At 75.7% G+C, this 23,081-nt stretch carries 22 protein-coding genes and 1 riboswitch; of the genes, 8 read left to right on the plus strand and 14 right to left on the minus strand.

What is annotated here, in order from left to right; translation table 11 throughout:
* Positions 1-11: 11 nt before the first annotated feature.
* The 4 genes from ACI789_RS16565 to ACI789_RS16580 all read right to left on the minus strand — a co-directional run bounded on the left by ACI789_RS16565 (position 12) and on the right by ACI789_RS16580 (position 4,662).
* Positions 12-887, minus strand: coding sequence for a dihydrodipicolinate synthase family protein (locus ACI789_RS16565; protein WP_457010466.1), 876 nt, complete (start codon positions 885-887; stop codon positions 12-14).
* Between the two features lie 2 nt (positions 888-889).
* Positions 890-1,852: a sugar kinase gene (locus ACI789_RS16570; protein ID WP_457010467.1), complete on the minus strand. Its 963-nt coding sequence runs from the start codon at positions 1,850-1,852 to the stop codon at positions 890-892.
* Entirely contained in the window at positions 1,845-3,287 is a 1,443-nt protein-coding gene (locus ACI789_RS16575; protein ID WP_457010468.1) for an Nramp family divalent metal transporter, read from the minus strand. Before ACI789_RS16575 ends, ACI789_RS16570 begins: the two co-directional genes overlap by 8 nt.
* A 91-nt stretch (positions 3,288-3,378) precedes the next feature.
* The gene (locus ACI789_RS16580; protein WP_457010469.1) at positions 3,379-4,662 is read right to left on the minus strand and encodes an alpha-hydroxy acid oxidase; all 1,284 of its coding nucleotides are present in this window, start codon (positions 4,660-4,662) and stop codon (positions 3,379-3,381) included.
* Positions 4,663-4,813: 151 nt separating this feature from the next.
* On the opposite strand from ACI789_RS16580, the gene ACI789_RS16585 reads away from it, so the two are divergent.
* A complete protein-coding gene (locus ACI789_RS16585) occupies positions 4,814-6,616 on the plus strand; it encodes an IlvD/Edd family dehydratase (RefSeq protein WP_457010470.1) in 1,803 nt (600 codons plus the stop codon).
* A 4-nt stretch (positions 6,617-6,620) separates the two neighbouring features.
* On the opposite strand, the gene eda is transcribed toward ACI789_RS16585, so the two are convergent.
* The 5 genes from eda to ACI789_RS16610 form a co-directional block, all read right to left on the minus strand.
* Positions 6,621-7,265, minus strand: coding sequence for a bifunctional 4-hydroxy-2-oxoglutarate aldolase/2-dehydro-3-deoxy-phosphogluconate aldolase (gene eda, locus ACI789_RS16590; protein ID WP_457010471.1), 645 nt, complete (start codon positions 7,263-7,265; stop codon positions 6,621-6,623).
* Complete coding sequence (locus tag ACI789_RS16595; protein WP_457010472.1) at positions 7,262-8,203, minus strand: phosphoglycerate dehydrogenase; 942 nt, start codon at positions 8,201-8,203, stop codon at positions 7,262-7,264. Before ACI789_RS16595 ends, eda begins: the two co-directional genes overlap by 4 nt.
* 20 nt (positions 8,204-8,223) lie before the next feature.
* Positions 8,224-9,447 (minus strand): MFS transporter, encoded by a 1,224-nt coding sequence (locus ACI789_RS16600; protein WP_457010557.1) that lies wholly within the window; start codon positions 9,445-9,447, stop codon positions 8,224-8,226.
* Between the two features lie 244 nt (positions 9,448-9,691).
* The gene (locus ACI789_RS16605) at positions 9,692-10,891 is read right to left on the minus strand and encodes an FAD-dependent oxidoreductase (RefSeq protein WP_457010473.1); all 1,200 of its coding nucleotides are present in this window, start codon (positions 10,889-10,891) and stop codon (positions 9,692-9,694) included.
* A 71-nt stretch (positions 10,892-10,962) separates the two neighbouring features.
* Positions 10,963-11,817 (minus strand): hypothetical protein, encoded by an 855-nt coding sequence (locus tag ACI789_RS16610; RefSeq protein ID WP_457010474.1) that lies wholly within the window; start codon positions 11,815-11,817, stop codon positions 10,963-10,965.
* Positions 11,818-12,085: 268 nt separating this feature from the next.
* Positions 12,086-12,236, minus strand: a riboswitch (cyclic di-AMP (ydaO/yuaA leader).
* 277 nt (positions 12,237-12,513) lie between these two features.
* On the opposite strand from ACI789_RS16610, the gene ACI789_RS16615 reads away from it, so the two are divergent.
* Entirely contained in the window at positions 12,514-12,888 is a 375-nt protein-coding gene (locus tag ACI789_RS16615; RefSeq protein WP_457010475.1) for an ArsC/Spx/MgsR family protein, read from the plus strand.
* Between the two features lie 12 nt (positions 12,889-12,900).
* On the opposite strand, the gene ACI789_RS16620 is transcribed toward ACI789_RS16615, so the two are convergent.
* The 4 genes from ACI789_RS16620 to ACI789_RS16635 form a co-directional block, all read right to left on the minus strand.
* Positions 12,901-13,467 carry a hypothetical protein gene (locus ACI789_RS16620; protein ID WP_457010476.1) on the minus strand — a complete coding sequence of 189 codons (567 nt, stop codon included), beginning with the start codon at positions 13,465-13,467 and terminating at the stop codon, positions 12,901-12,903.
* Between the two features lie 116 nt (positions 13,468-13,583).
* Complete coding sequence (locus tag ACI789_RS16625; RefSeq protein WP_457010477.1) at positions 13,584-14,180, minus strand: TIGR03086 family metal-binding protein; 597 nt, start codon at positions 14,178-14,180, stop codon at positions 13,584-13,586.
* Between the two features lie 69 nt (positions 14,181-14,249).
* A complete protein-coding gene (locus tag ACI789_RS16630) occupies positions 14,250-15,911 on the minus strand; it encodes a bifunctional 3'-5' exonuclease/DNA polymerase (RefSeq protein WP_457010478.1) in 1,662 nt (553 codons plus the stop codon).
* 49 nt (positions 15,912-15,960) lie between these two features.
* On the minus strand, positions 15,961-17,400 hold the full coding sequence (locus ACI789_RS16635; protein WP_457010479.1) for a carotenoid oxygenase family protein: 1,440 nt from the start codon (positions 17,398-17,400) through the stop codon (positions 15,961-15,963).
* A gap of 105 nt (positions 17,401-17,505) precedes the next feature.
* On the opposite strand from ACI789_RS16635, the gene ACI789_RS16640 reads away from it, so the two are divergent.
* The 4 genes from ACI789_RS16640 to ACI789_RS16655 all read left to right on the plus strand — a co-directional run bounded on the left by ACI789_RS16640 (position 17,506) and on the right by ACI789_RS16655 (position 21,254).
* Positions 17,506-17,880 (plus strand): VOC family protein, encoded by a 375-nt coding sequence (locus ACI789_RS16640; RefSeq protein ID WP_457010480.1) that lies wholly within the window; start codon positions 17,506-17,508, stop codon positions 17,878-17,880.
* Positions 17,881-18,094: 214 nt separating this feature from the next.
* Positions 18,095-18,814 (plus strand): DUF6597 domain-containing transcriptional factor, encoded by a 720-nt coding sequence (locus ACI789_RS16645; protein ID WP_457010481.1) that lies wholly within the window; start codon positions 18,095-18,097, stop codon positions 18,812-18,814.
* Between the two features lie 10 nt (positions 18,815-18,824).
* Positions 18,825-19,691: a hypothetical protein gene (locus ACI789_RS16650; protein WP_457010482.1), complete on the plus strand. Its 867-nt coding sequence runs from the start codon at positions 18,825-18,827 to the stop codon at positions 19,689-19,691.
* An 84-nt stretch (positions 19,692-19,775) separates the two neighbouring features.
* Positions 19,776-21,254: an amidase gene (locus ACI789_RS16655; protein WP_457010483.1), complete on the plus strand. Its 1,479-nt coding sequence runs from the start codon at positions 19,776-19,778 to the stop codon at positions 21,252-21,254.
* Between the two features lie 18 nt (positions 21,255-21,272).
* On the opposite strand, the gene ACI789_RS16660 is transcribed toward ACI789_RS16655, so the two are convergent.
* On the minus strand, positions 21,273-21,563 hold the full coding sequence (locus ACI789_RS16660; protein WP_457010484.1) for a DUF4287 domain-containing protein: 291 nt from the start codon (positions 21,561-21,563) through the stop codon (positions 21,273-21,275).
* 142 nt (positions 21,564-21,705) lie between these two features.
* Between ACI789_RS16660 and ACI789_RS16665 the strand changes: the two genes are divergently transcribed.
* On the plus strand, positions 21,706-21,906 hold the full coding sequence (locus tag ACI789_RS16665; RefSeq protein ID WP_457010485.1) for an antitoxin: 201 nt from the start codon (positions 21,706-21,708) through the stop codon (positions 21,904-21,906).
* A gap of 131 nt (positions 21,907-22,037) precedes the next feature.
* Positions 22,038-23,072: an alpha/beta fold hydrolase gene (locus ACI789_RS16670; RefSeq protein WP_457010486.1), complete on the plus strand. Its 1,035-nt coding sequence runs from the start codon at positions 22,038-22,040 to the stop codon at positions 23,070-23,072.
* Positions 23,073-23,081: the final 9 nt, after the last annotated feature.

Consider the following 23,081-nt stretch of genomic DNA (forward strand, 5'->3'; position numbering starts at 1 on the left):
CCGCGCCCGCCTCAGCCGACGGGGACCGCCGCGGCGCCCTCGGCCACGGCGGCGGCGTCGAACGACGCGGGAACGGGGACCAGCGGCGGCCGCACGGTGCCCATCGGGTACCCGTGCCGCGCCTCGGCGACGCGCTTGAGCACCCCCGGGCTGGCGTGCTGCTTGGTCATCGCCCGCACCCGCTGCAGGTGCGCGGACAGGGCCGCGGCCTCGGCGGCGCGCCCGCCGCGGACGTGCCCGTAGAGCGCCACGACCTGCTCGGGGACGATGTTGGCCAACGCGGAGATGGCGCCGGTGGCGCTCGGCAGCCGGGCGGGCAGGTCGTCCTCCGTGCCGAGCAGCACCCCCTTCCCCGCCGCGGCGACGGTCTCGGCGTAGCCCGCCTCGCCCCCGGAGTCCTTCACGCCCCACACCGGCAGGCCGGTCACCAGCTCGGGCGGCACCGGGACGGCGTACTTCGGGACGTGGTAGACGACCACCGGGTGGCGGGTGGCGGCCAGGACGCGCTCGTAGAACAGCCGCAGCCCCTCGGCGGGCACCGGCTTGAAGAAGTAGGGCGGCAGCACCATGACCGCCCGCACCGGCAGGTCCTGCAGGAAGGCCAGCAGGTCGAGGGTGTCGGGCAAGTTTCCCTCCGCGACCGTGGGGACGACGTGCAGGGCGCCCGCCTCCGGCAGCAGCGCGCTCAGCACGGCGCGCTTCTCCCCCGCGGAGACCGAGGGCCCCTCGCCGTTGGTGCCGAACGGGACGACGCCGGTGACCCCGTGCCCGGCGAGCCACCGGACGTGGGCGAGGTAGGCGTCGACGTCGATGCCGGCGCGCTCGTCGTCGCGGAAGGGCGTCACGTTGGCGACGTACACGCCCTCGAGCAGGGCCGCGGCGGTCATGGTCACCTCCCGAGGTCGACGGTCCGGTCGAGGAACGCGGTCAGCTCACGGCGGCTGGGCAGGCCCTCGTAGTCGCCGGCGCTCTGCACGCAGAAGGCGCCCATGGCGTTCGCCGTCCGCAGCCGCTCGTCGGGCGGGAGGCCCCACAGGGTCGCGGCGAGGTAGCCGGCCGCGAACGCGTCCCCGGCCCCGATCGGGTCGACCTGGCGGACCGGGAACCCCGGGGAGGTGAGCCGCTCGCCGTCCACCGCCGCCGCACAGCCGCGGGCGCCGAGCTTGAGCACCACCTCGGCAGGTCCGGCGTCGGCGAGGCGCTCCAGGCAGGTCTCGTCCTCCCCCCACAGGGCGCGGGCCTCCTCGTCGCCCACGAGCAGGACGTCGACGTGCGGCAGCAGCGCCTCGGTCGCCGTCCGCGCGGCCGCCGGCTCCCACAGCCGGCTGCGGTAGTTGACGTCGTAGCTCACCCGGACGCCCGCCTCCCGAGCGGTGCGCGCCGCCCACGGCAGGAACTCGGCGCACTCCGGCGACAGCGCCCCGGTGATCCCGGTGAGGTGCAGGAAGGCGGCGCCCTCGAGGACCGCCGGGTCGAACGCGCCCGGCGCCAGGGTGGAGGCCGCCGACCCGCGGCGGTAGTAGTACACCCGCAGCGCGCCGGCGACCTCCTCCCGCAGGTAGAGCCCGGTGGGCCGGTCGGGGACCCGCCGCACGGCGCTGGTGTCCACGCCCTCGGCGCGCACCCGGTGCAGGACCAGCTCGCCGAGCTCGTCCTCGCCGAGGGCGCTCACCCAGCCGGCCGGGACGCCGAGCCGGGACAGCCCGATGGCGACGTTGCTCTCCGCGCCGCCGATCGACAGCGTCGCCGCGCCGGCGTGCCGGAGCCGGCCGGGGGCCAGGGGGACGACCAGCACCATCGTCTCCCCCGCGGTGACCACCCGCGGGACGGCGCCCGGCCCCTGCTCACCCACCGAAGAGCTTCGCCAGTTGCTCGTTGAACGTCAGCACGGAGAGGAAGCCGAACAGCAGGAACGACCAGACCAGCGCGGCGACCCGGACGCCGCCCGGGCGGATCTCCTCGGGCAGCACCCGCCGGTTCACCAGCAGCAGCAGCGCGGAGTAGATGAACATCATCAGCCCGCCGGTCACCGCGGAGATGACCAGCAGGATCAGCGGCTGCGACAGGCCGGACAGCAGCACGATGCAGCCGATCGCGACCAGGCCCCACACCAGCGCGAAGTAGATCTTGCTCTCGTTCGCGTTGCGCAGGTACGCGGTCTTGAGGACGTCGGCCCCGAGCCGGCTGGTGTAGTCGACGATGCCCAGCGCGGCGGCGAACAGCGAGAACGCGCCGATGATCCAGAAGAAGGTGCCGAACCAGCCGCCGACGCTGGCGTTGAGCGCGTCGCCCTCGGCCTGCAGGAACGAGATGTCGCTGGCCAGCCCCTCCTGGCCGAAGACGGTGGCGTACGCCAGCAGCGAGGTGAACAGGATGGTGAGGAAGCTGATCAGCACGAACGTGGTCAGCTGCTCGGTGTTGGCGAACTTCCACCAGCGCCGCCACCGGCCGAGGTTCTCCGGGGTCGGCTCGAACGCGTAGCCGGTCGAGGGGGCCGCCTCCAGGTGGCCGGTGACCGGGCTGACGATCCGCGGCACGTAGGCGCCCATGCCGAAGCGCTTGTCGCGGATCCAGTTGCTCTGGCACAGGTTCTGCCCGCCGCCGGCGCCGGCGAACGCCAGCGCGCCCAGCAGCAGCGCGAACCCGAGCTCCTCGTAGGGCAGCCCCGCGCGCGTGACGATGTGCGGCAGGTCCGCCCACGTCGAGGCGCCGATCACGGCGACCGAGGCGACGGCGATGAGCAGCAGGATGGCGGCGACCTTCACCATCTCGATCTTCTCGAGGGCCTGGTACACCACCGGCGCCAGGGTCAGGACGAGGCCGATGAGGACCAGCATGCCGATGGCGATCGGCACCACGCTGCCGCCGACGAGGTAGGTGACCAGGGTCGCCGAGCTGGTCACCCACCCCGGCCAGATGTTGGCGAAGTACGCCATGATCGCGAAGACCAGGCCCCAGTGCCGCCAGTACCGGCTGAAGCCGGTGAGCGCGGTCTCCCCCGTGGCGAGCGTGTAGCGCTCGATCTCCATGTTGAGGAAGTACTGGGTGGCCAGGCCCACGAACGCGGCCCACACGAAGACGAGGCCGACCTGCGAGGCGATGTAGGGGTAGAGGATGAACTCGCCGCTGGCCATGCCGACGCCGGCGGCGATGATCCCCGGTCCGATCACGTGCCGGAAGCTCGACGGCGGCTCCGGCATGTCCCGCACCGACGGTGCGGGCAGGTACTTGGTGGGGAACCGGTCGACCACCGAGGAGGGCCGGCCGCCCGGACGAGTCGTGACCATCGCGCCCCCTGTGTGAGCTGCGTCACCGCCTCCGTGGCCCTATTGCTGCACGTCCGCGGCACGGGGGCAACCCGGGGTGCGCGGGCGGCGGTCAGACCGAGACGTTCGGGTAGTCCCCCGGGCCGTGCGGCGTGAAGGCGACGTGCCGCTCGGAGAGGTCCGCGCTGCGCCGCACCCCGAGCAGCTGCATGCAGCGCAGGTATTCCTCGGCGAGGACCTCGTAGGTGCGCAGCACGCCGTCCCGGCCGCCGGCCATGAGCCCGTAGAGGTAGGCGCGGCCGATCATCACCGCGTCGGCGCCGAGCGCGCGGGCCGCGACGACGTCCTGGCCGTGGAGGACGCCCCCGTCGATGAGCACCGTGGCCTCCGGGCCGACGGCGGCTCGGACGGCGGGCAGCACGTCCAGCGTGGCGGCCGAGCGGTCCAGCTGGCGGCCGCCGTGGTTGGACACGACCACGCCGTCGGCCCCGTGCTCCACCGCCTCGCGGGCCGACGCGGGTGTCGTCACGCCCTTGACCACGAGGTTGCCCCGCCACCGCGCGCGCAGCCAGTCCAGCGAGGTGAGGTCCAGGCCGGGGTCGAACATCATGCTCGCGACCTCGCCCGGCGTCGGGTTGCCCGGGACCCCGGTGAGCGAGGCGAAGGTCATCCCGCCGGTGGTCAGCTTGTTGAACCACCACACCGGGAAGCGGGACATGTTCAGCACGGTGCGGGCGGTCAGCGTGGGCGGGATGGTCAGGCCGTTGACGACGTCCCGGTAGCGCATCCCGGAGACCGTGGTGTCGACGGTGAGCAGGATCGTGGTGTAGCCGGCCGCCTCGGCCCGTGCCAGGAGGTCCTCGTTGACCGCCGGGTCGGCGGTGAAGAACAGCTGGAACCACAGCTCGCCCCCCGGGGCCGCGGCCCGCACGTCCTCGATCGAGGTCGAGCCCACCGTCGACAGCGCGTAGGGCACGCCGACGTGCTCGGCCACGGCCGCCACGGCCGCCTCCCCGTGGTGGTGCATCATCCGCGTGTAGCCGGTCGGCGCGAACACCAGCGGCATCGCGATGCGCGACCCGAACAGCTCGATGCCGGGGTCGGGGTCGGCCACCGAGCGCAGGGCGTCCGGCAGGAACGTCACCCGCCGGTACGCGGCGACGTTGCGGGCCGCGGTGATCTCCTCCTCGGCGGCGCCGTCCACGTAGTCGAACACCGCGCGCGGCGTGGTGCGCCGGGCGGCCGCCCGCAGGTCGCGGACGGTGAGCGCGTGCTCCAGCCGCCGAGCGGTGCGGCCCAGCCGCGGCCGCCGGAACTGGACGACCTCGCGGAGCTCGGACCACCGCGGCACCTGACGGGCGGTGGAGACCGGCCCCAGCGGCGGCTTGTCCCCCATGTCCCTTCCTCCCGTGTGCCGCACGTCCGTGCGCGCGTGGGCCGCGGCACCGTCCAGGGTGGCAGGGTCGCCGGGAGCCCGCGCGTCGTCCCACAATCGCGCCCGGAGCGGTCGCGCGGCACCCGGCCCCGGCCGGCGAGAGGAGGCCCCGGTGGACGACGACGGAACGCCCGGACGACGGCTGCGCAGCCAGGCCTGGTTCGACAACCCCGAGAACCCCGGGATGACGGCGCTCTACGTCGAGCGGTACCTCAACTGGGGGCTCACCCGCGAGGAGCTCCAGTCGGGCCGGCCGGTCATCGGCATCGCGCAGACCGGCTCGGACCTCGCCCCGTGCAACCGGCACCACCTGGTGCTCGCCGAGCGGGTGCGCGAGGGCATCCGGGACGCCGGCGGCCTGGCGTTGGAGTTCCCGGTGCACCCGATCCAGGAGACCGGGCGGCGCCCGACGGCGGCGCTCGACCGCAACCTGGCCTACCTCGGCCTGGTGGAGGTGCTGCACGGCTACCCGCTCGACGGCGTCGTGCTGACCACCGGCTGCGACAAGACCACCCCGGCCTGCCTGATGGCCGCGGCCACCGTCGACCTGCCGGCGATCGTGCTGTCCGGGGGGCCGATGCTCAACGGCTGGCACGACGGGGAGCGGACCGGGTCGGGGACGATCGTCTGGAAAGCCCGCGAGCTGCTGGCCGCCGGGGAGATCGACGAGGCCGGGTTCGTCGACCTGGTCGCCTCCTCGGCGCCGTCCCCCGGCCACTGCAACACCATGGGCACCGCCTCGACGATGAACGCGATCGCCGAGGCCCTCGGCATGAGCCTGCCCGGCTGCGCCGCCATCCCCGCGCCGCACCGCGACCGCGCCCGGATGGCCTACCTCACCGGCCGGCGGATCGTGGAGATGGTGCACGAGGACCTCAAGCCGTCCGACGTGCTGACCCGCGAGGCGTTCGAGAACGCCGTCGTCGTCACCTCCGCCATCGGCGGCTCCACCAACGCGCCGATCCACCTGGGCGCCCTCGCCCGGCACGCCGGCGTCCCGCTGGACCTGGCCGACTGGCAGGACCTGGGGCTGACCGTCCCGCTGATCGTCGACGTGCAGCCGGCCGGCCGGTTCCTCGGCGAGGAGTTCCACCGGGCCGGAGGGGTGCCCGCCGTCGTCCACGAGCTGATGGCCCACGGGCTGGTGCACGAGGGCGCCCTCACCGTCAACGGCGCGACGATCGGCGAGAACTGCCGGGACAGCGCCGCGACCGACCGCGAGGTCATCCGCACCTTCGACCGGGCGCTGCTGCCCGACGCGGGCTTCCTCGTGCTGCGGGGCAACCTGTTCGACGACGCGATCATGAAGACCAGCGTCATCTCCCCCGAGTTCCGCGAGCGCTACCTGTCCGACCCCGCGCACCCGGGGGTGTTCGAGGGCCGCGCCGTGGTCTTCGACGGGCCCGAGGACTACCACGCCCGCATCGAGGACCCGGCGCTGGAGATCGACGAGACGTGCCTGCTGGTGATCCGCGGCGTGGGCCCGCTCGGGTACCCGGGCGCGGCGGAGGTCGTCAACATGCAGCCGCCCGCGGCGCTGATCAGGGAGGGCGTCCACGCGCTGCCGTGCATCGGCGACGGCCGGCAGTCGGGGACGTCGGGCTCCCCCTCGATCCTCAACGCCTCACCCGAGGCCGCGGCCGGCGGCGGGCTGGCGCTGCTCCGGACCGGGGACGTCGTCCGGATCGACCTGCCCGCCGGCCGGGCCGACGTCCTGCTGCCCGACGAGGAGCTGGCCGAGCGCCGCCGGGCGCTGGAGGAGGCCGGCGGCTACCCGGTCCCGCCGTCGCAGACGCCGTGGCAGGAGATCCAGCGCTCGATGGTCACCCAGCTGTGCGACGGCATGGTCCTGCGCCCGGCGGTGGGCTACCAGCGGGTCGCGCGGACCGCGGGCATCCCCCGCGACAACCACTGAGGCCTCACCGCCCGGGCGGCGGCCCGCCCCGCACGAGCGCGACCGCCTCCGCGGTGAGCCGGGTGACGGTGGCGAGGTCGCCGGCCGCGATCCGGTCGCGCGGCACCATCCACGAGCCCCCGACCGCCACGACGGCGTCGAGGCGCAGGTAGTCGGCCAGGTCCGCGGGGCCGATGCCGCCGGTGGGCACGAACCGCACCTCGCCGAACGGAGCGGCCAGCGCCGCGACCGCGCGGGCACCCCCGGAGGTGCCGGCGGGGAAGAACTTGACGGTCGTCACGCCCAGCTCGAGGGCCGCCTGCACCTCGGTCGCGGTGACCACGCCGGGCAGGGCGGGGACGCCGTGCTCGGCGCAGCGCTCGACGACCGCGCGGCTCAGGCCCGGCGAGACCACGTAGCGGGCGCCGGCGGCGACGGCCCGGTCCACCTGGGCGGGGGTCAGCACGGTCCCCGCCCCGACGAGGACGTCCCCCCGGTCGGCCACGGCCCGGATGGCGTCCGCCGCGGCGGGGGTGCGGAAGGTGACCTCGGCGACGGGCAGGCCGCCGGCGACGAGCGCGTCGGCCAGGGGGCCGGCGTGCCCCGCGTCGTCCAGCACCACGACCGGGACCAGCCGCGCCCGTCCCAGGGCGGCCAGCACGTCGGTCACCGGTCCACCACGTTCCGCAGCTCGCCGCCGGCCAGCAGCGCCGCGAGGTTGGCGGAGACGAGGTCGTCCGCGCCGACCGGCCGGCCGCCGGCCGCGTGCGGCGTGAGCAGCAGATTGGGGGCGTCCCACAGCGGGGAGTCCGCGGGCAGGGGCTCGGTCTCGGTCACGTCGAGGGCGGCGCCGGCGAGGCGGCCCTCTTCCAGGGCGGCGACGAGCGCGGCCTCGTCGACCGTCGAGCCGCGGCCGACGTTGACCACGTAGGCGTGCGCCGGGAGGGCGGCCAGCCGGCCGGCGTCGAGGGCCCGGGTGGTGCCGGGGGTCGAGGGCAGCACCATGACCAGCACGTCGGTCCGGCTCAGCTCGGCGTCCAGGTCGTCCTCGGCGATGACGGCGAACCCGGACCGCTCCCCCGCGCTGCGCGCCGCGCCGCGGACGGAGGCGCCCAGCTGGGCCAGCAGGGGCGCGAGGGTCTGCCCGATGGCGCCGAACCCCCAGATGAGGACGCGGGCGTCGATCAGGGTGGTGACCGCACCCTCGGGGTGCAGCGGCTGCAGGCCGCCCAGCTCGCGGGCCCAGCGGTGCTCCGCCTGCGCGCGGGCGGCAGCGGGCAGCCGGCGCACCAGCGCGAGCACCATCGCCAGGGCGTGCTCGGTCACCGTCGCGCTGTGCAGCCCCACCCCGGCGGTGACGACGACGTCCTCGGGGAAGCCGGCGGCGAGCACGGCGTCGGGTCCGGCCGCCAGCGTCTGCACCCAGCGCAGCCGCGGCATCCGGCCGGCGACGGCGGCGAGGTCGGCCGGGGCGTTGCCCCACACGACCAGCGCCTCGGCGTCCAGGTGCTCGTCGGGGACGGGGGCCGAGGCGTCGTAGGTGACGGTGCGGACGCCGTCGGGCAGGTCCGGCGCCAGCGGGACGGAGTCGGGCAGCAGCAGCTTCACGGGGGGCCTCTCGTCGCAGGTCAGGCGGCGACCGGGCGCCGCCCCGGGACGGCGTCGTCCTCGAGGCGCAGGTCGCGGCCACGGGTCTCCGGCGACAGCAGCATGGCGACGGCGGAGATCCCGATCATCCCCATCATGTAGACCGCGACCGGCCACCAGCTGCCTGACGCCCAGGTGATCAGCGCGGAGGAGACCAGCGGTGCGATGCCGCCCCCGAAGACCGAGGAGAACTCGCGGGCCAGCGAGATGCCGGCGTAGCGGTAGCGGGCGCCGAACATCTCCGCGTAGCACGCGCCCTGGCTGCCCACGGTCCCGTAGCCGGCGACCATGAACCCGACCACGACGACGAGCCCGATGAGGACCGGCGAGCCGGTGTTGACCAGGAGGAACGCCGGCACCGGGAAGAGGAACAGGAACACCAGGACGGCGAGGATCACCGGTTTGCGGCCGAACCGGTCGGTGGCCGCACCCGCCCCGACGGCGGCGAAGCAGGCGCCGATCGCGCCGTAGAGCAGGATCTCGGGGATGAAGTCGGCCTCGACGCCGAGCCAGGTGACCAGGTAGCTGCCCATGAACACCTGGTAGATGTAGGACTGCCCGTTGGACCCCATGTTGATCAGGAAGACCCGCAGCAGGCCCGGGCGACCGTGCTTGAGGACGTCGCCGACCGGGGTGTCCTGGGTGCCGATCCGCGCGCGCTCGGTCTCCCGGAAGACCGGGGACTCCCGCAGCCGGCGCCTCAGGACGTAGGCCCCGATCGTCACGAACACCGACGAGAAGAAGACCAGCCGCCAGCCGTAGGACAGCAGCGCCTCGTCGTCGAGCCGCTGGGCGAGGATCCAGGCGACGGCGCCGAGCACCGAGCCCAGGGCCGCACCGACGAAGACCAGCGACGAGTACAGGCCGCGCCGGGAGCGCCGCGCGGTCTCGGCCAGCAGCGTCACGCCGCCGGCCTGCTCGGCCCCGGCCCCGAAGCCCTGCAGGAAGCGGCAGACGACCAGCAGGATCGGCGCGAGGATCCCCACCTGGTCGTAGGTGGGCAGCAGGCCGATGGCGAACGTCGCGATGCCCATCAGGAACAGCGTGGCCACCAGCACCCACTTGCGGCCGAGCCGGTCACCGAAGCGCGCGAAGAACAGGCCGCCGAGCGGGCGGGCGGCGAACCCGACGGCGTAGGCGCCCAGCGACGCCACCACCCCGACGGCCGGGGAGACGTCGGGGAAGAACACCCGGTTGAAGACGATGGCCGCCGCGGTGCCGTAAGATGACGAAGTCGTACTGCTCCAGCGCGGTGCCGACGAGCCCGCCGAGGGCGGCCCGCCGGACGTTGGCCTGGTCGACGGGGTGGTCGTCGGTCTCCAGCGATGCTCTCGACGTGCTCACGGGAACTCCTGCCGGTGGAGGCCTGCAGGCACATGGCACACCCGGACATCCGGCACCGCCACCGCAGGGTGGCCCCCCGGGGCCCCGGCACGGCGCGGGGCCCGCTCACCCGCCGTGCGGCCGGTCCGCGAGGAGCCGGACGATCGGGGCCAGCGCCCGGTCGAGCGTTCCGAACCGCGCGACCAGGTCCCGGACGACGGCGGCCGGCCGGGACCTGCGGAACACGAGCCGGCCCAGGACGCGGGAGGTGCGCTGCGCGGACTCCACGCGGGGGCGCTGCCGGGCCTCGTGGTCCCGCAGCACCGCCGGCACGGACCCCGGCGTGGCCCCTGCCAGCGCCCGGCCCAGCACGTCGGCGGACTCGATGGCCATGGCCGCCCCGATGCCCGCGGTGGGCAGGAACCCGGCCGCGGCGTCACCCAGCAGCACCACCCGGCCGGCGGTCCACCTGCCGGCCCGGACGTCGGTCATCGGCCAGTAGTGGGTGCCGTGGCCGGCGGCGACCGTGCGCAGTGCGCGCTCGAGCCGGAGGTCGTGGGCCCGCAGCCGCCGGCGCACCCGGCCGACGAACTCGGCGGCTCCCCGGGCGGTGTCCCGGCGCGGGCCGCCCAGGAAGACGCCGACCCGGCCCGGGACCGGGTACGTGCCGAGGGAGAACCCCTGCCCCCAGCACTCTTCGTACCGGTCGGGGGCGTCGTCCGGGTCGGTCCAGCCGACCCAGCCGCCCCAGCCGGTGTCGTACCCCCGGGCCGCGCCGTCGCCCATCGCCAGCGACCGGGTGGCCGAGCGCATCCCGTCGGCGGCCACGACCGCGTCGAACTCGCCGGTCGCCACCGCGGACCCGTCGGTGATCTCGGCGCGCACACGGGCGCCGTCCTGCTCGAGGCGGCGGACGGTCGCGCCGTTGCTGACCGGTCCACCCGCGGCGGCCAGGACGGCCAGGAGCTCGCCCCGCTCGATGCCGCGGTGGTCCCCGAAGGCCAGCAGGCTCTCGAAGGAGTACTCCCGCACCGGTCGGCCCGCCCGGTCCCGCAGCGTGTACCGGCGGATGGGCACGCTGCGGTCCCGGTAGGCGCCCTCCACCTGCAGGTGTCGCAGCGCCGGATCGACCAGGGGGACCAGTCCGAGCATGTAGCCCCGGTCGGGGCCGGCGGGCCGTCGTTCCAGCAGGACCGGGTGCAGCCCGGCTCCGCGGAGGCACTGCGCGAGCGTCACCCCCGCCACGCCGGCGCCGACGACCAGGACCCGCAGCGGGTCCGCCCGGACGGCCGCGAGCTGGTCGGCCACGGTTCCCGGTTCGAGCACCGGCCACCACCTCCCCGACCGATCCGCAGGCGACCTCCACGGTCCTCCCCGCGGCGGCCGGCCGAGCGGGCTCAGCCCCGGTAGTTCACGTGGACGTGGTCGAAGTGGTTGGCCGTCACGCCGCCGCGGTCGGCCATCGGCTCGAAGGACCCGTTCGGCGACTGCAGGATCCGCTGCTCCCAGATGAGGTATTCCACGCCGAGCTCGGCCCAGTGGTCGCGGTGGTACTGGACGATGGCGTCGCCCAGGGCGGCGTCGGTCAGGACCATGTAGTCCACGGCCAGGCCGGACGGGTGGCCGTGCGGGTCGGCCGCGCTGGCGCGGGTGCCGCCCAGGGTGATGTCGGCGGCGCCCGGCACGTTCGAGACGACGGCGTTGGCGGCGGCCTGGGCGGCCGGCTTGATGCTCCCGGCGGTGTTGGTGATCCGCGCGACCGCGCCCGGGGCCGCCGCCCGCGCGGGGGCGGCGGCAGCCGCCGGTGCGGCCTGCTCGGCGGCAGCGGCGGCCTCGGCCTCGGCGGCTGCGCGCGCGGCGGCCTCGGCCTCGGCGGCGGCCCGGGCGGCGGCCTCGGCCTCGGCCTGCTGCCGGTCCCGCGCGGCCTGGTCGGCGGCGGCCTGCGCCTGCTGTGCGGCGGTCTGCTCGGCCTCGCGGGAGGCGCGGCTGGCGGCGAGGTCCTCGAGCGGCTGCAGGTCCGGAGCCGCGTCGACCCGCGCTGGGGCGGACTGGGCGCTGAGCCCGAGCTCCGCGGCGACGCTGACCGACTCCGACGCGCCGGCCTCCGCCTGCGCGGCCGGCTCCACGCCGATGAGGGCGTTGGCCAGGACGGCGCCGGCGACGGCGGTGCCCAGGAGCAGCGCCGGACGGCGGCGCGAGCGGGGCTTCCCGCGGCGGTCTGCGCGGGTGGAGGTGGTGGTGCGGGGGTCCATGGGGTGTTGCTCCGAGGTGTGCGAGCGCAGCGGGACCACGGCGGGGCGCGGGCTGCGGCGGGGGAGGTCGGGCGGGGGCGGCGGCGGTCCGGGCGGGCCGGTCCGCGGCACTCCGGGGACGGCGGGGGCGCCGGTCGAGCGAGGGTGCTCGGGGGTGCGGCGGGTGCGGGCCCGGGACGGCCGCGTGCGGTCAGGTGCGCCGGCGCGCCCGGTACCGGAGCGACGAGGGGCGTCCAGCAGCGCAGGGGCACGCCATGCGGCGGCTCTCCGTTCTTCCGTGAGCCGCCTACCGAGTTAGCTGACGGGTTCGGGCGGGAAGCAGCCCTACCGGCCCCGGGCACGTGGCCCGGAGCGGATTCACCCCAGTACTGCGGTGGGTCCCCGGCTCGCCCCAGAGGGCGACTCGGCGGCGTCCGCCGGCTTCCCCGGAGGGGACGTGACGACCGGGCGGACCCACCGACAGTAACCGGCGTTATGCGTTTGTGACAATCGCGCGCCGACGATTCGTCGGGTGATGCGTGTCGCGCCTTCCCCGCCCGACGGTCGGAGCTGGTAGGCGCCGTCGATCCGCGTGCGCGGGGCCGCCCGCGCCGGGTGTGCACGTACCGCGGTGGTCGGTGCCCGCAGAACGCGGTACGTGCACGAACCGTCGTCGGGGCCGCGGGAAGGGCCGCGAGGCCGCCCTAGGGTGGGTCCGTGGAGGTCTGGTTCAACCCGTCCTGCTCCAAGTGCCGCGCCGCGCGCGCCCAGCTGGAGGAGGCCGGGGTCGAGTACACGCTGCGCCGCTACCTCGACGACCCGCCGACCGGGGACGAGCTGCGCGCCGCGCTGGCCGCCCTCTCCCTCGAGCCGTGGGACGTCACGCGGATGTCCGAGCCGCTCGCCCGCGAGCTGGGCCTGGCGGACCTGCCGCAGGACGCCGACGCGTGGATCCGCCTGCTCGCCGAGCACCCGCGGCTCATCCAGCGCCCGCTGGTGCTCACCGACGACGGCCGGGCGTGGATCGCCCGTGACGACCAGACCCTCACCGAGGTGGTCGCGGCCGGACGGCGCCGCGACGGGGACGGCTGAGCCCGGTCGGCGCTACCGGCCCAGCAGCCGACGCAGCCCCGTCACCGGCGCGCGCAGCGACCACCACGCCAGCCGCACCGGCACGCCGGCCGCGGCCCGGGCCCCGCGCACGCACAGGCGCCGCAGATCGGCGTACTCGGCGGGCCGCGGACGGTTCGCCGCAGCGGGCCAGGGGCCCGCGGCCGGCGCGGCCTCCTCGGGGGGCGGCGTCGCCGGGACGATCAGGTCGACCGTCGTCCGCCGCCGCGGCGCGCGCAGCGACTCGAACGACGGGATGGGCGGCGGCGTGGGCGCCTCGTCGTCGGCCTCGATCCCCGCGGCGACCGCCTCGGTGTGCACCTCGGCCTCCGAGGGGGTCGCGCGGGGCACGCGGGTGACCGGCTCGGGGACGACGGTGCGGATCGCGGCGATCAGGCCCGGGCCGAGCCCGTCGATCGCGGCGAGCTCCCGCCGGCTGAGGCCCGCGAGCTCCTCGGTGGTGGTCACGCCCGCGCGCAGCAGCGCGGTCACGGCCCGCCCGGGCAACCCCAGGTCGCGGATCGTCCCCGCCGGCCCGCCCCCCGGCGACTCGATCGACATGCCGCTCAACGTAATCGCTGCCCGCCGTGCGGGCGCGGGTGGACCGGCGCGGGGCGCGCGTCACTCGCGGGTGGAGGTGTCCAGCCCGGTGCGGTCGTGGACGTCCAGCCGCACGGCTACCGTCCGCCTCCTCCCACGGACCGGCCGAGCAGCGCGGCGAGCCGGTCGATCGCCGGTGCGTCGTCGGCCACCGGCCGGGACGGCGCGAACGGCTGCCGGTCCTCCGGGAGTCGCCCCAGCAGGTCGCGGCTGAACGCCAGCTCGGGCTCGGCGAGCTCGTCGGGGAACGGCGCGGGCCGGCCGGTCGCGCGGGCGAGGTCCCAGCCGTGCACCAGCGTCTCGACGGTGCGCAGGTGCACGAGGGCGGGGCCGGGCAGCGTCCCGGCGGGCAGCGTGTGCGCCCGCTCCAGGACCCCCGGTTCCCGCAGCGCGGCCAGCAGCTGGTCGGCCGAGTCCCGGTGACTGGCCGCGGGGTCCTCCCCCAGCTGGTCGACGGAGGCCCGCCGGCCGAGCTGGTCCATCGGCGGCAGCGGCTTCCCGCGCAGCACGCGGACGACGAGCCGGTTGCCGCCGACGAGGTGGTTGACGAGCTGGCGGACGGTCCAGTCGGTGCACGGGGTCGGGGCGTCCCACTGGTCGGGCGTCACGGCGGCCACCAGCTGTCCGGTGCCGTCGAGCGCGGTGGCCAGCGGGGCGAGGGTGTCGTCGGTCACGGGTCCTCCGGGGCTGCGGGCTGCGATGGGCGGCGAGCGTGGCAGCTGCCACCGACGATCCCGGAGCCCTCAGCCGGCGTCGGCCCAGGACCGCACCACGGCGACGTCGAGCGGGAAGTCCACGGGGAACGCCCCGAACAGCAGCCGGCCCGCCTCGGCCGCCGCGCGCCGCACCTCGGCGGTCACGTCCTGGGCCAGGGCCTCGGGGGTGTGGACGACGACCTCGTCGTGCAGGAAGAACACCAGGTGCGGGCGCTCGTCGACCCGCCCGGTGCCGCCGAGCCGCCACAGCCGGTTGCGCAGGTCGGCCAGCCAGCACAGCGCCCACTCGGCCCCGGTGCCCTGGACGACGAAGTTCCGGGTGAACCGCCCCCAGGCGCGGCGGTGGCGGTCCCGCTGCTCGCTGCCGTCGTCCCCGTCGGCGGGCTCGCCGAGCCCCACCGGGCGCTGCGCCCAGGCCCCGGTCGGCGCCGGCGATCCCCGGCCGAGCAGGGTGTGCACGACCTCGCCGCGCTCCCCCGCGCGGGCGGCCTCCTCCACCAGCCCGATCGCGCGCGGGTACCGGCGGGCCAGCCGCGGCATCATGCGGCCGCTCTCGCCGCGGGTGCCGCCGTACATCGCCCCGAGCATGCCCACCTTGGCCTCGGCGCGGGTCGCGACCGCACCGGAGGCGACCATGCCCTGGTAGAGGTCCGACGAGCGGGCCGCCTCGGCCATCGCGAGGTCGCCGCTCATCCCGGCGAGCACCCGCGGTTCCAGCTGGGCGACGTCGGCGACCACGAACCGCCAGCCGTCGTCGGCCACCGCCGCGGGGCGGACCTGGACCGGCACCGACAGCGCTCCTCCGCCGTTCGACGCCCAGCGCCCGGTGACCACGCCGCCGGGCACGAAGACCGAGCGGAACCGGCCCTCGCGCACCCAGCTGTCCAGCCAGTTCCAGCCGTTGGCGGCGAGCAGCCGGGCGAGCCTCTTGTACTCCAGCAGCGGCGCGACGACGGGGTGGTCGACCTGCTCGAGGGTCCAGGACCGGGTGTCGCGGACCGGCAGCCCGGCGTCCTGGAGGGCCCGCAGCAGCGCGCCCGGCGAGTCCGGGTTGAGGTCGGGCACGCCGAGCGCGGCGCGCACCTCCCGGGCCAGCGCCTCCAGACCCGAGGGCCGGGCCCCGCCGACCGGCCGCGGGCCGAGCAGACCGGTGAGCAGCCGCTCGTGCACGTCGGCCCGCCACGGCAGGCCGGCCCAGGTCATCTCGGCGGCGGCGAGCGCGCCGGAGGACTCCGCCGCCACCAGCAGGCCCAGCCGCGCCCGCCGGGGCGACGCGGCGAGCACCGCCTGCTGCCGCTCGTGCTCGGCGAGGGGGTCGAGGCGGTCGGCGGGGTCGTCGAGCGCGAACAGCGCCGGGGCGGCCTCGGTCACCGGCTGCAGCGCGTCCCACCCCGCGGTGTCGCCGCCGCCGAGCAGCGCCTGGTCGGCGAACGGCGAGCGCCGCAGCAGGGCGTGGCCGAGCCGCAGGTCGGTGCAGCGCTCGACCCGGACGCCGGCCGCCAGGAGCGCCGGGTACCACCGGGTGGTGTCGTCCCACACCCAGCGGACCGGCGCGGACTCCCGCTCCCGGACGTAGCCGGGCAGCTCCCCGGGCGGCAGCAGGGTGACCTCCACCGGCCTGCCGTCCTCGGTGCACTCGCGCGCCTGGACGGCCTCCTCGCCGCGGCGCACGAGGACGACCCGGTTCACCCCCGCAGTGTCGCGGACACCGCCGACGGCTCCGCGGAGGGCGGGGGCCTCAGCCGTCGGCGAGCCAGCTGCCGTGGAAGCCCAGGGGCACCCGCGCCGGCAGGTGGACCCGCGCCACGGGCTCCCCCGTGAAGTCCTGCGCGGCGAGGACGACGAGGTCGGCGGCGCCGCGGTCGGGGTCGTGCACGAAGGCCAGGACGTAGCCGTCGTCCTCCGCGGCGTCGGGGGACGACGGCGCGAACACGGCCTCCCCGACGGTGGCGTCCCGCTCGAAGGCGTGCGCCTCGACGGTCCCGGCGACCAGGTCGTGCTTGAGCAGGGCGTTGGCGAACGCGCCGTCGGTGAACGTCCCCGTCGGCTGCACGGTCGCCGGGCCCAGGTCGCCCATGGCGGCGCTGTAGCCGTAGCGGTGCGGCCGGGAGACGACCCGCTCGTCGACGCGCGGGAACTCCTGCTCGCGGTCGTCGAGCCGGCTCGTGGACACCCGCCCGGCGACCGGGTCGACGACCCAGCGGTCGAGGGTGAGCGGCCCCTGCCCGGCCAGCGCGGAGAAGTCGTAGTCGCCGCCGTACCGGCACACGTCGACGACGACCCGGCCGTCCTCGTCGTCGTAGGCGTTGAGCGTGTGGAAGACCCAGCAGGGGTCGACCTCGGCCCACCGGACCTCCCGGGTCGCGCCCTCCCGGGGCAGCAGCCCGATCCGCGGCGGGTGTGCGGGGTTCCAGGCGTAGGGCAGCCGCACCCCGGCCATCGCGGCGTCCATGCTGAACGTGACCGGCAGGTCGAGCAGCACCACGTACCGCTCGGTGAGGGCGAAGTCGTGCATCATCGGCCCGTCCGCGACGGGCACGTCGGTGGTGCCGCTGACCCTCCCGTCGGGACCGATGACGACGTGCTGGACGTGGTCCCAGCCCCAGAAGTAGGCGACCGCGTGCAGGTCCCCGGTCGCCCGGTCGAGCTTGGTGTGCGCGGCGTAGCCACCGGGCAGCGTGCCGTCGAAGTCGCAGGGGCCCACGGTCTCCAGCTCGTCGGTGAGCACGTAGGGCAGCGGACCGGCCTCGACGGTGGCCAGCGTCCGGCCGGCGTGGGTGATCACGTGCGTGTTGGCGGCGAAGTCCATGTCGGCGTGCACCGGGCCGCCGGCCCACTGCTCCCCCAGCGCCTCGGCCACCTGCCGGGACCTGACCCAGCGGTTGCGGTACCACTCGGCGCGGCCGTCGCGCAGCCGGACGCCGTGCACCATGCCGGGGCCGAGGAACCAGTGCTGCACGGGCTCGTCGAGGCCCAGCGGGTTGGGCCCGTTGCGCAGGTACCGGCCCGTCAGCTCCGCGGGCAGGCGACCGGTGACCGGCAGGTCGAAGGCGGTGACCTCCTCGGTGACCGGGGCGTAGGGCCCCTCGAGGAACCGGCTGCGGTCGGTGGTCGGGTGCTCGAGCATCGTCTGCCCCTCGCGGGTCGTCGGGACGGCGCGTCCGGGGCCGATGCTCACCGCCGGCTCCCCGTGCCGACAGGGCCCAACCGCCCTGCCACGGCCCGCTGACCTCCGCGGCGCCCGTCCGGGTGCTTGGCTGACCGGCGCGGAGAGGAGCTCGCGATGCCGGTGCACCTGAACCACACCATCGTCGGCGCGCGCGACAGGCAGCGGTCGGCGGCCTTCCTCGCCGACGTCCTCGGGCTCCCGCCGCCCACCACCTTCGGCCCGTTCGCCGTCGTCTCGCTGGACAACGACGTCTCCCTCGACTTCATGGACGACCCGCAGGCGCATCCGCGGCACTACGCGTTCCTGGTCACCGAGGAGGAGTTCGACGCCATCTTCGGCCGGATCCGGGCCCGGGGGCTGCCGTTCTGGGCCGACCCGTTCGAGCAGCACCCCGGCGAGATCAACACCAACGACGGCGGTCGCGGCGTCTACTGGCACGACCCCGACGGGCACGTCCTGGAGATCATCACCCGGCCCTACGGCGGCTGAGCCGGGGACCCGCCGCACGGGCGGGGAGCTGGCGGGCGGGGCGCACCCGAGGAGAACCCCGGGGCCCCGCCCACGCACAGGATGCGATGGACTCCGGGGTCTCGCAACAGATGTCTAGGACGTCATGCCCCCCCGCCCGGCCGAGCGGAGGAGGTCGGTGCGGGTCACCTGCACGGCCCTCCTCCGCCCGGGCGCGCGGTCGTAGGGTCGCGGGGTGGCGTCGGAGTACCGCGAGGTCCGGCCGGCCGCTGCCGCCGCGACCCTGGTGGCCTGCGTGTGGGAGCAGCGGGCGCCGGCCGGCCACGTGCAGCTCGTCGTCCCCGACGGCTGTCTCGACGTCATCGCCGGAGCCGGCGGGGAGCTGGTCGTCGCCGGGGCCGACACCGGCCCACGCCTGGTGGACCTCCCCCCGGGAACGGTGCTCACCGGCGTCCGTCTCCGCCCCGGGGCGGCCGGCCCGGCACTGGGGGCGCACGCCGCGGAGCTGCGGGACCGCGAGGTCGACCTGGCCGACCTGTGGGGGGACGGCGCCCGGCGGCTGGCGGCTCCCCTGGCGGAGGCCGACCCGGTCCGCCGTCGCGCGCTGCTGCTGGCGGCCGTGCTGTCGCGGCGGGCCGGCCCGGACCCCCTGGTGGCGGCCGCTGCCCGGCTGCTCGCCCGGCCGCAGGCGCGGGTCGCGACGGTGGCCGCCGAGCTGGGGGTGACCGAGCGCCGGCTGCACCGGCGGACGCTGGCCGCGGTCGGCTACGGCCCCAAGATGCTGGCCCGGGTGGGGCGGCTGGCCCGGCTGCGGGCCCTCCCCGCCGGCGACCTGGCCGGCCGGGCCCTCGCCGCGGGCTACGCCAGCCAGGCGCACATGACCGACGACGTCCGCCGGCTCACCGGAACCACGCCCGTCCGATTCCTGGAAGACGGCGCCCCGACCGCTCCCTAGCGTGCGGTCCATGGCCATCGACGTCCCCGCAGCCGAACGGTTCGTCCTCGACACCGCCCGCCTGCTCGACCGGCACCGTCTCGCCGTGCTGCTGCACGGGGCGCCCGTCGAGCCGGTCCTCACTGCCCTGCGTGCCTACCGCAATCCCGACGGCGGGTTCGGCCACGCCCTGGAGCCCGACGTCCGCGACCCCGCCAGCCAGCCGGCGGCCCTGCTGCACGCGCTGGAGGTGTTCGACGAGGTGGGCGCGCTGGACGACCCGATGGTCGCCGGAGCCGCCGCGTGGGCGGCGCGGACCGCCCGCCCCGACGGCGCGCTGCCCTTCGTCCTCCCGAGCGCGGCGGCCTTCCCGCACGCGCCCTGGATGGCGCCGGACGACGGCCCGTCGTTCCTCACCTTCGCCGTCGTCGCGCTGCTGACCCGCGCCGGCCGGGACGACGCCTGGCTGGCCGACGCGACCGCGTGGTGCTGGTCGCGGGTCGAGGCCCCCGCGGAACTCGGCGCCTACTGGGTGAAGTTCGCGCTGGACTTCCTCGACGCCGTCCCGGACGACGACCGCGCCCGCGCCGCCGTCGAGGGGCTGCGCCCGGCGATCGGGCCCGACGGGACCATCGCGGTCCCCGGCGGGACGGCCGACGAGCGGCTCACCCCGGTGGAGCTGTCGCCCCGGCCGGGCCTGCGCAGCCGCGCGCTGTTCACCCCCGAGCAGGTCGACGCCGACCTCGACCGGCTCGAGGCCGAGCAGCGCCCGGACGGCGGGTGGGAGTTCTCCTGGCTGGCCTGGTCCGAGGGCCAGCGGGTCGAGTGGCGGGGCGGCGTGACGCTGCGCGCGCTGGAGACGCTCGCGGCACACGGCCGGCTCCCGGCGAGGGGCTGAGCCGCTCTCCCTTGTCCCGGCCGCGGCGACCTGGGCAGACTCCGCACGCCCGGGATCCCCCCACGACGCAGTGCGGAGAAGACCGTGTCCGACGATCTCGCCTACACCCCTGCCACCGAGCTCGCCGCCCGGATCCGGCGCCGCGACCTCTCCCCGGTCGAACTGCTCGACGCCGTGGTCGACCGCATCGAGGCGCGCAACCCGAGCCTGAACGCGCTGGTGTTCACCGCGTTCGACGAGGCCCGCGAACGCGCGCGGCAGGCCGAGCGGGCGCTGGTGTCCGGGGAGGCCCTCGGTCCCCTGCACGGGGTGCCGACCGCGCTCAAGGACCTGTTCGACTTCAAGCCCGGCTGGCCGGCGACCTTCGGCGGCATCCCCGCGCTGCAGGGCTTCAGCGTCCCTGCCCACTGCACGTACGCCGAGCGGATGGAGGCCGCCGGGGCGATCCTCGTCGGCAAGACCAACAGCCCGGTCATGGGCTTCCGCGGGACCTGCGACAACCCGCTGTTCGGCCCGTCCCGCAACCCGTTCGACCCGACGAAGAACACCGGCGGCAGCTCGGGCGGCAGCGCGGCCGCCGTCGCCGACGGGCTGCTCCCCCTGGCCGAGGCCACCGACGGCGGGGGCTCCATCCGCATCCCGGCGTCCTGGTGCGGGCTCTACGGGTTCAAGGCCTCCTTCGGCCGGGTGCCGCAGGTCTCCCGGCCGAACGCATTCGGTGCGGTCAACCCGTTCCTGTTCGAGGGGGCGCTGACCCGGACCGTGGACGACGCCGCCCTGGCCCTCGACGTCCTGGCCGGCTACGACGACCGCGACCCGTTCTCGCTGGACGAACCCTCCGGCTTCGCAGCGGCGACCCGCCGGTCGGTCAGCGGCCGGCGGATCGCCTACAGCCCCGACTTCGGCGGCTTCCCCGTGGACCGCCGGGTCGCCGCCGTCGTCGCCGACGCGGTGCGGGTCTTCGAGCAGGCCGGCGCCGTCGTCGAACAGGTCGACCTCCGCTTCGACGCCGACCAGCGCGAGCTGAGCGACCTGTGGTGCCGGCTGATCGCGCCGCTGAACATCGAGGGCCTGGAGGGGCTGCGGGACCAGGGCGTCGACGTGCTCGGCGAGCACCGCGACGACCTCCCGGCGGAGTACCTGCGCTGGATCGACGAGGGCTACCGGCTCAGCGCGATGGACGTGCTGCGCGACCAGCGGATGCGCACCGCCGTCTACGACCGGGTGCAGGAGGTGCTGCGGACCCACGACCTGCTGGTGACCCCGACCCTGGCCGCCCTGCCGGTGGACAACGCCACGGACGGCAACACGGTCGGCCCGAGCCGCGTCGAGGGCGTCGACGTCGACCCGCTGATCGGCTGGTGCCTCACCTACCCGGTGAACTTCACCGGGCACCCGGCGGCCTCCGTGCCCGCCGGGGACGTCGACGGGCTGCCGGTCGGCATGCAGGTCATCGGGCGCCGCTACGGCGACGCCGACGTGCTCGCCGCGAGCGCGGCGGTCGAGCGCCTCCGGCCCTGGGCCGACAGCTACGCGCGGTGCGCCGCCCGTCCCCTGCACTGAGCCACGGGCCGGGCCGGGCTACGACGGGGAGCGGTCGGCCTTGCCGTCGAGGCGCAGCACGGTGGACTCGTCCCGGTGCGACCCGCTGCTGCCGATGTGCCTGTCGCTGATGACCGGCCCGTTCCTGAGCACCGAGTAGAAGGCCATCGCGTGGCCACGCCCCAGGCCGTGGTCGTCCTCCAGCCAGGCCACGACCTCCCCGGCCTCCGTGGTCGGACCGAAGCCGCGGGCAGCGGCCAGGTCGAGCAGTTCCTGCGGCGTCCTGCCGGTCTTCTCCTCGATCGCGTCGAGGTAGGCCTGGAACGACATCGGGTCTCCTCCCGGTGGTAAGCGGTGTCGAGGTCAGGACGGTGACCGGCGGGAGAACTCATCGCCGCGTCGTTCCGGGGGTCGGAGCCGTTCCGGTGGGGTAGTCCCCGACCTCCCGCACACCGACTGGGAGGAGCACGACATGGACGTCGGAGGCTTCGCGGACAAGGCGAAGGACGCCCTGAACAGCGAGCAGGGCGAGCAGCGCAGCGACCAGGCGCTGGACAAGGCCGAGCAGTTCGCCGACGACAAGACCGGCGGCAAGTTCGACCAGCAGACCGACAAGGCCGGCGACCTGGCCGACCAGCGCATCGGCCAGCAGGACGCCGACGGCGGCGCCTGACCAGTCCGGCCGGCGGGTGCGGCGACGTCCGCACCCGCCGGTCCGCGCACCGGGCCCGCGCACCGGGCCATTGCCACGGCGTGCCGCCGGTTGCAGGCTGCCCCCACGGTTCCCAGCCACGGAGGCGCGCCATGCCGGCACCGAGCGACCACGAACTGTTCGACCTGGGAGACCTCCCCCTCCAGTCCGGAGGCACGCTGCGCGGGGCGAAGCTCGCGTACAAGACCTACGGCACGCTGGCCGAGGACAGGTCCAACGTCATCCTGCACCCGACCTGGTTCAGCGCCTGGCACGACGCCAACGAGTGGAGCATCGAGCCGGGCCTGGCCTGCGACCCCGGGCGGTACTTCATCGTCGTCCCGAACCAGCTGAACAACGGGCTCTCGTCGTCCCCGAGCAACACCCCGCCCCCGTTCGACGGGCCGCACTTCCCGCCGGTCACCTTCTACGACCAGGTCGAGGCCCAGTACCGGCTGCTCACCGAGAAGTGGGGCATCGAGTCCCTGGAGCTGGTCCTGGGCTCCTCGATGGGCGCCGGGCAGACCTACCAGTGGGCGGTCAGCCACCCGGAGATGGTCAAGCGGGCCGCGCCGATCGTGGGTTCGCCGCGGACCAGCGAGCACAACCAGGTGTTCCTGAAGAGCCTGCGGGCCACGCTGACCCTCGACCCCGCTTTCAAGGGCGGCCACTACACCCCGGACGCGCTGCCCACTGCCGGGCTGCGCGCCTTCGCCCGCATCTACGCCGGCTGGGGGCTGTCGCAGGCGTTCTACTGGCAGCAGGAGTACCGGCAGATGGGCTACTCCACGCTCGAGGACTTCCTCGTGGGCTTCTGGGAGGGCTTCTGGCTGGACGGCCGGGACCCGAACAACCTGCTGGCCATGCTGTGGACGTGGGAGAACGGGGACGTCGGCAAGACCCCGGGGTTCGACGGGGACACCGAGGCGGCACTGCGCTCGATCCGCTGCCCGCTGGTGTCGATGCCGGCGCGGACCGACCTGTACTTCCCGCCCGAGGACGAACAGTGGGCATCGCAGTTCATCCCGAACGGCCAGGTCCGGGTGATCGACACGATCTACGGCCACTTCGGCGGGCTCGGGGTGTACGGCCCGGACAACCAGTTCGTCGACAAGACCCTGCGCGAGCTGCTGAGCACCCCCGTCTGAGGTCGGTCC

It is taken from the genome of Geodermatophilus sp. SYSU D00965 (genome assembly GCF_054050075.1).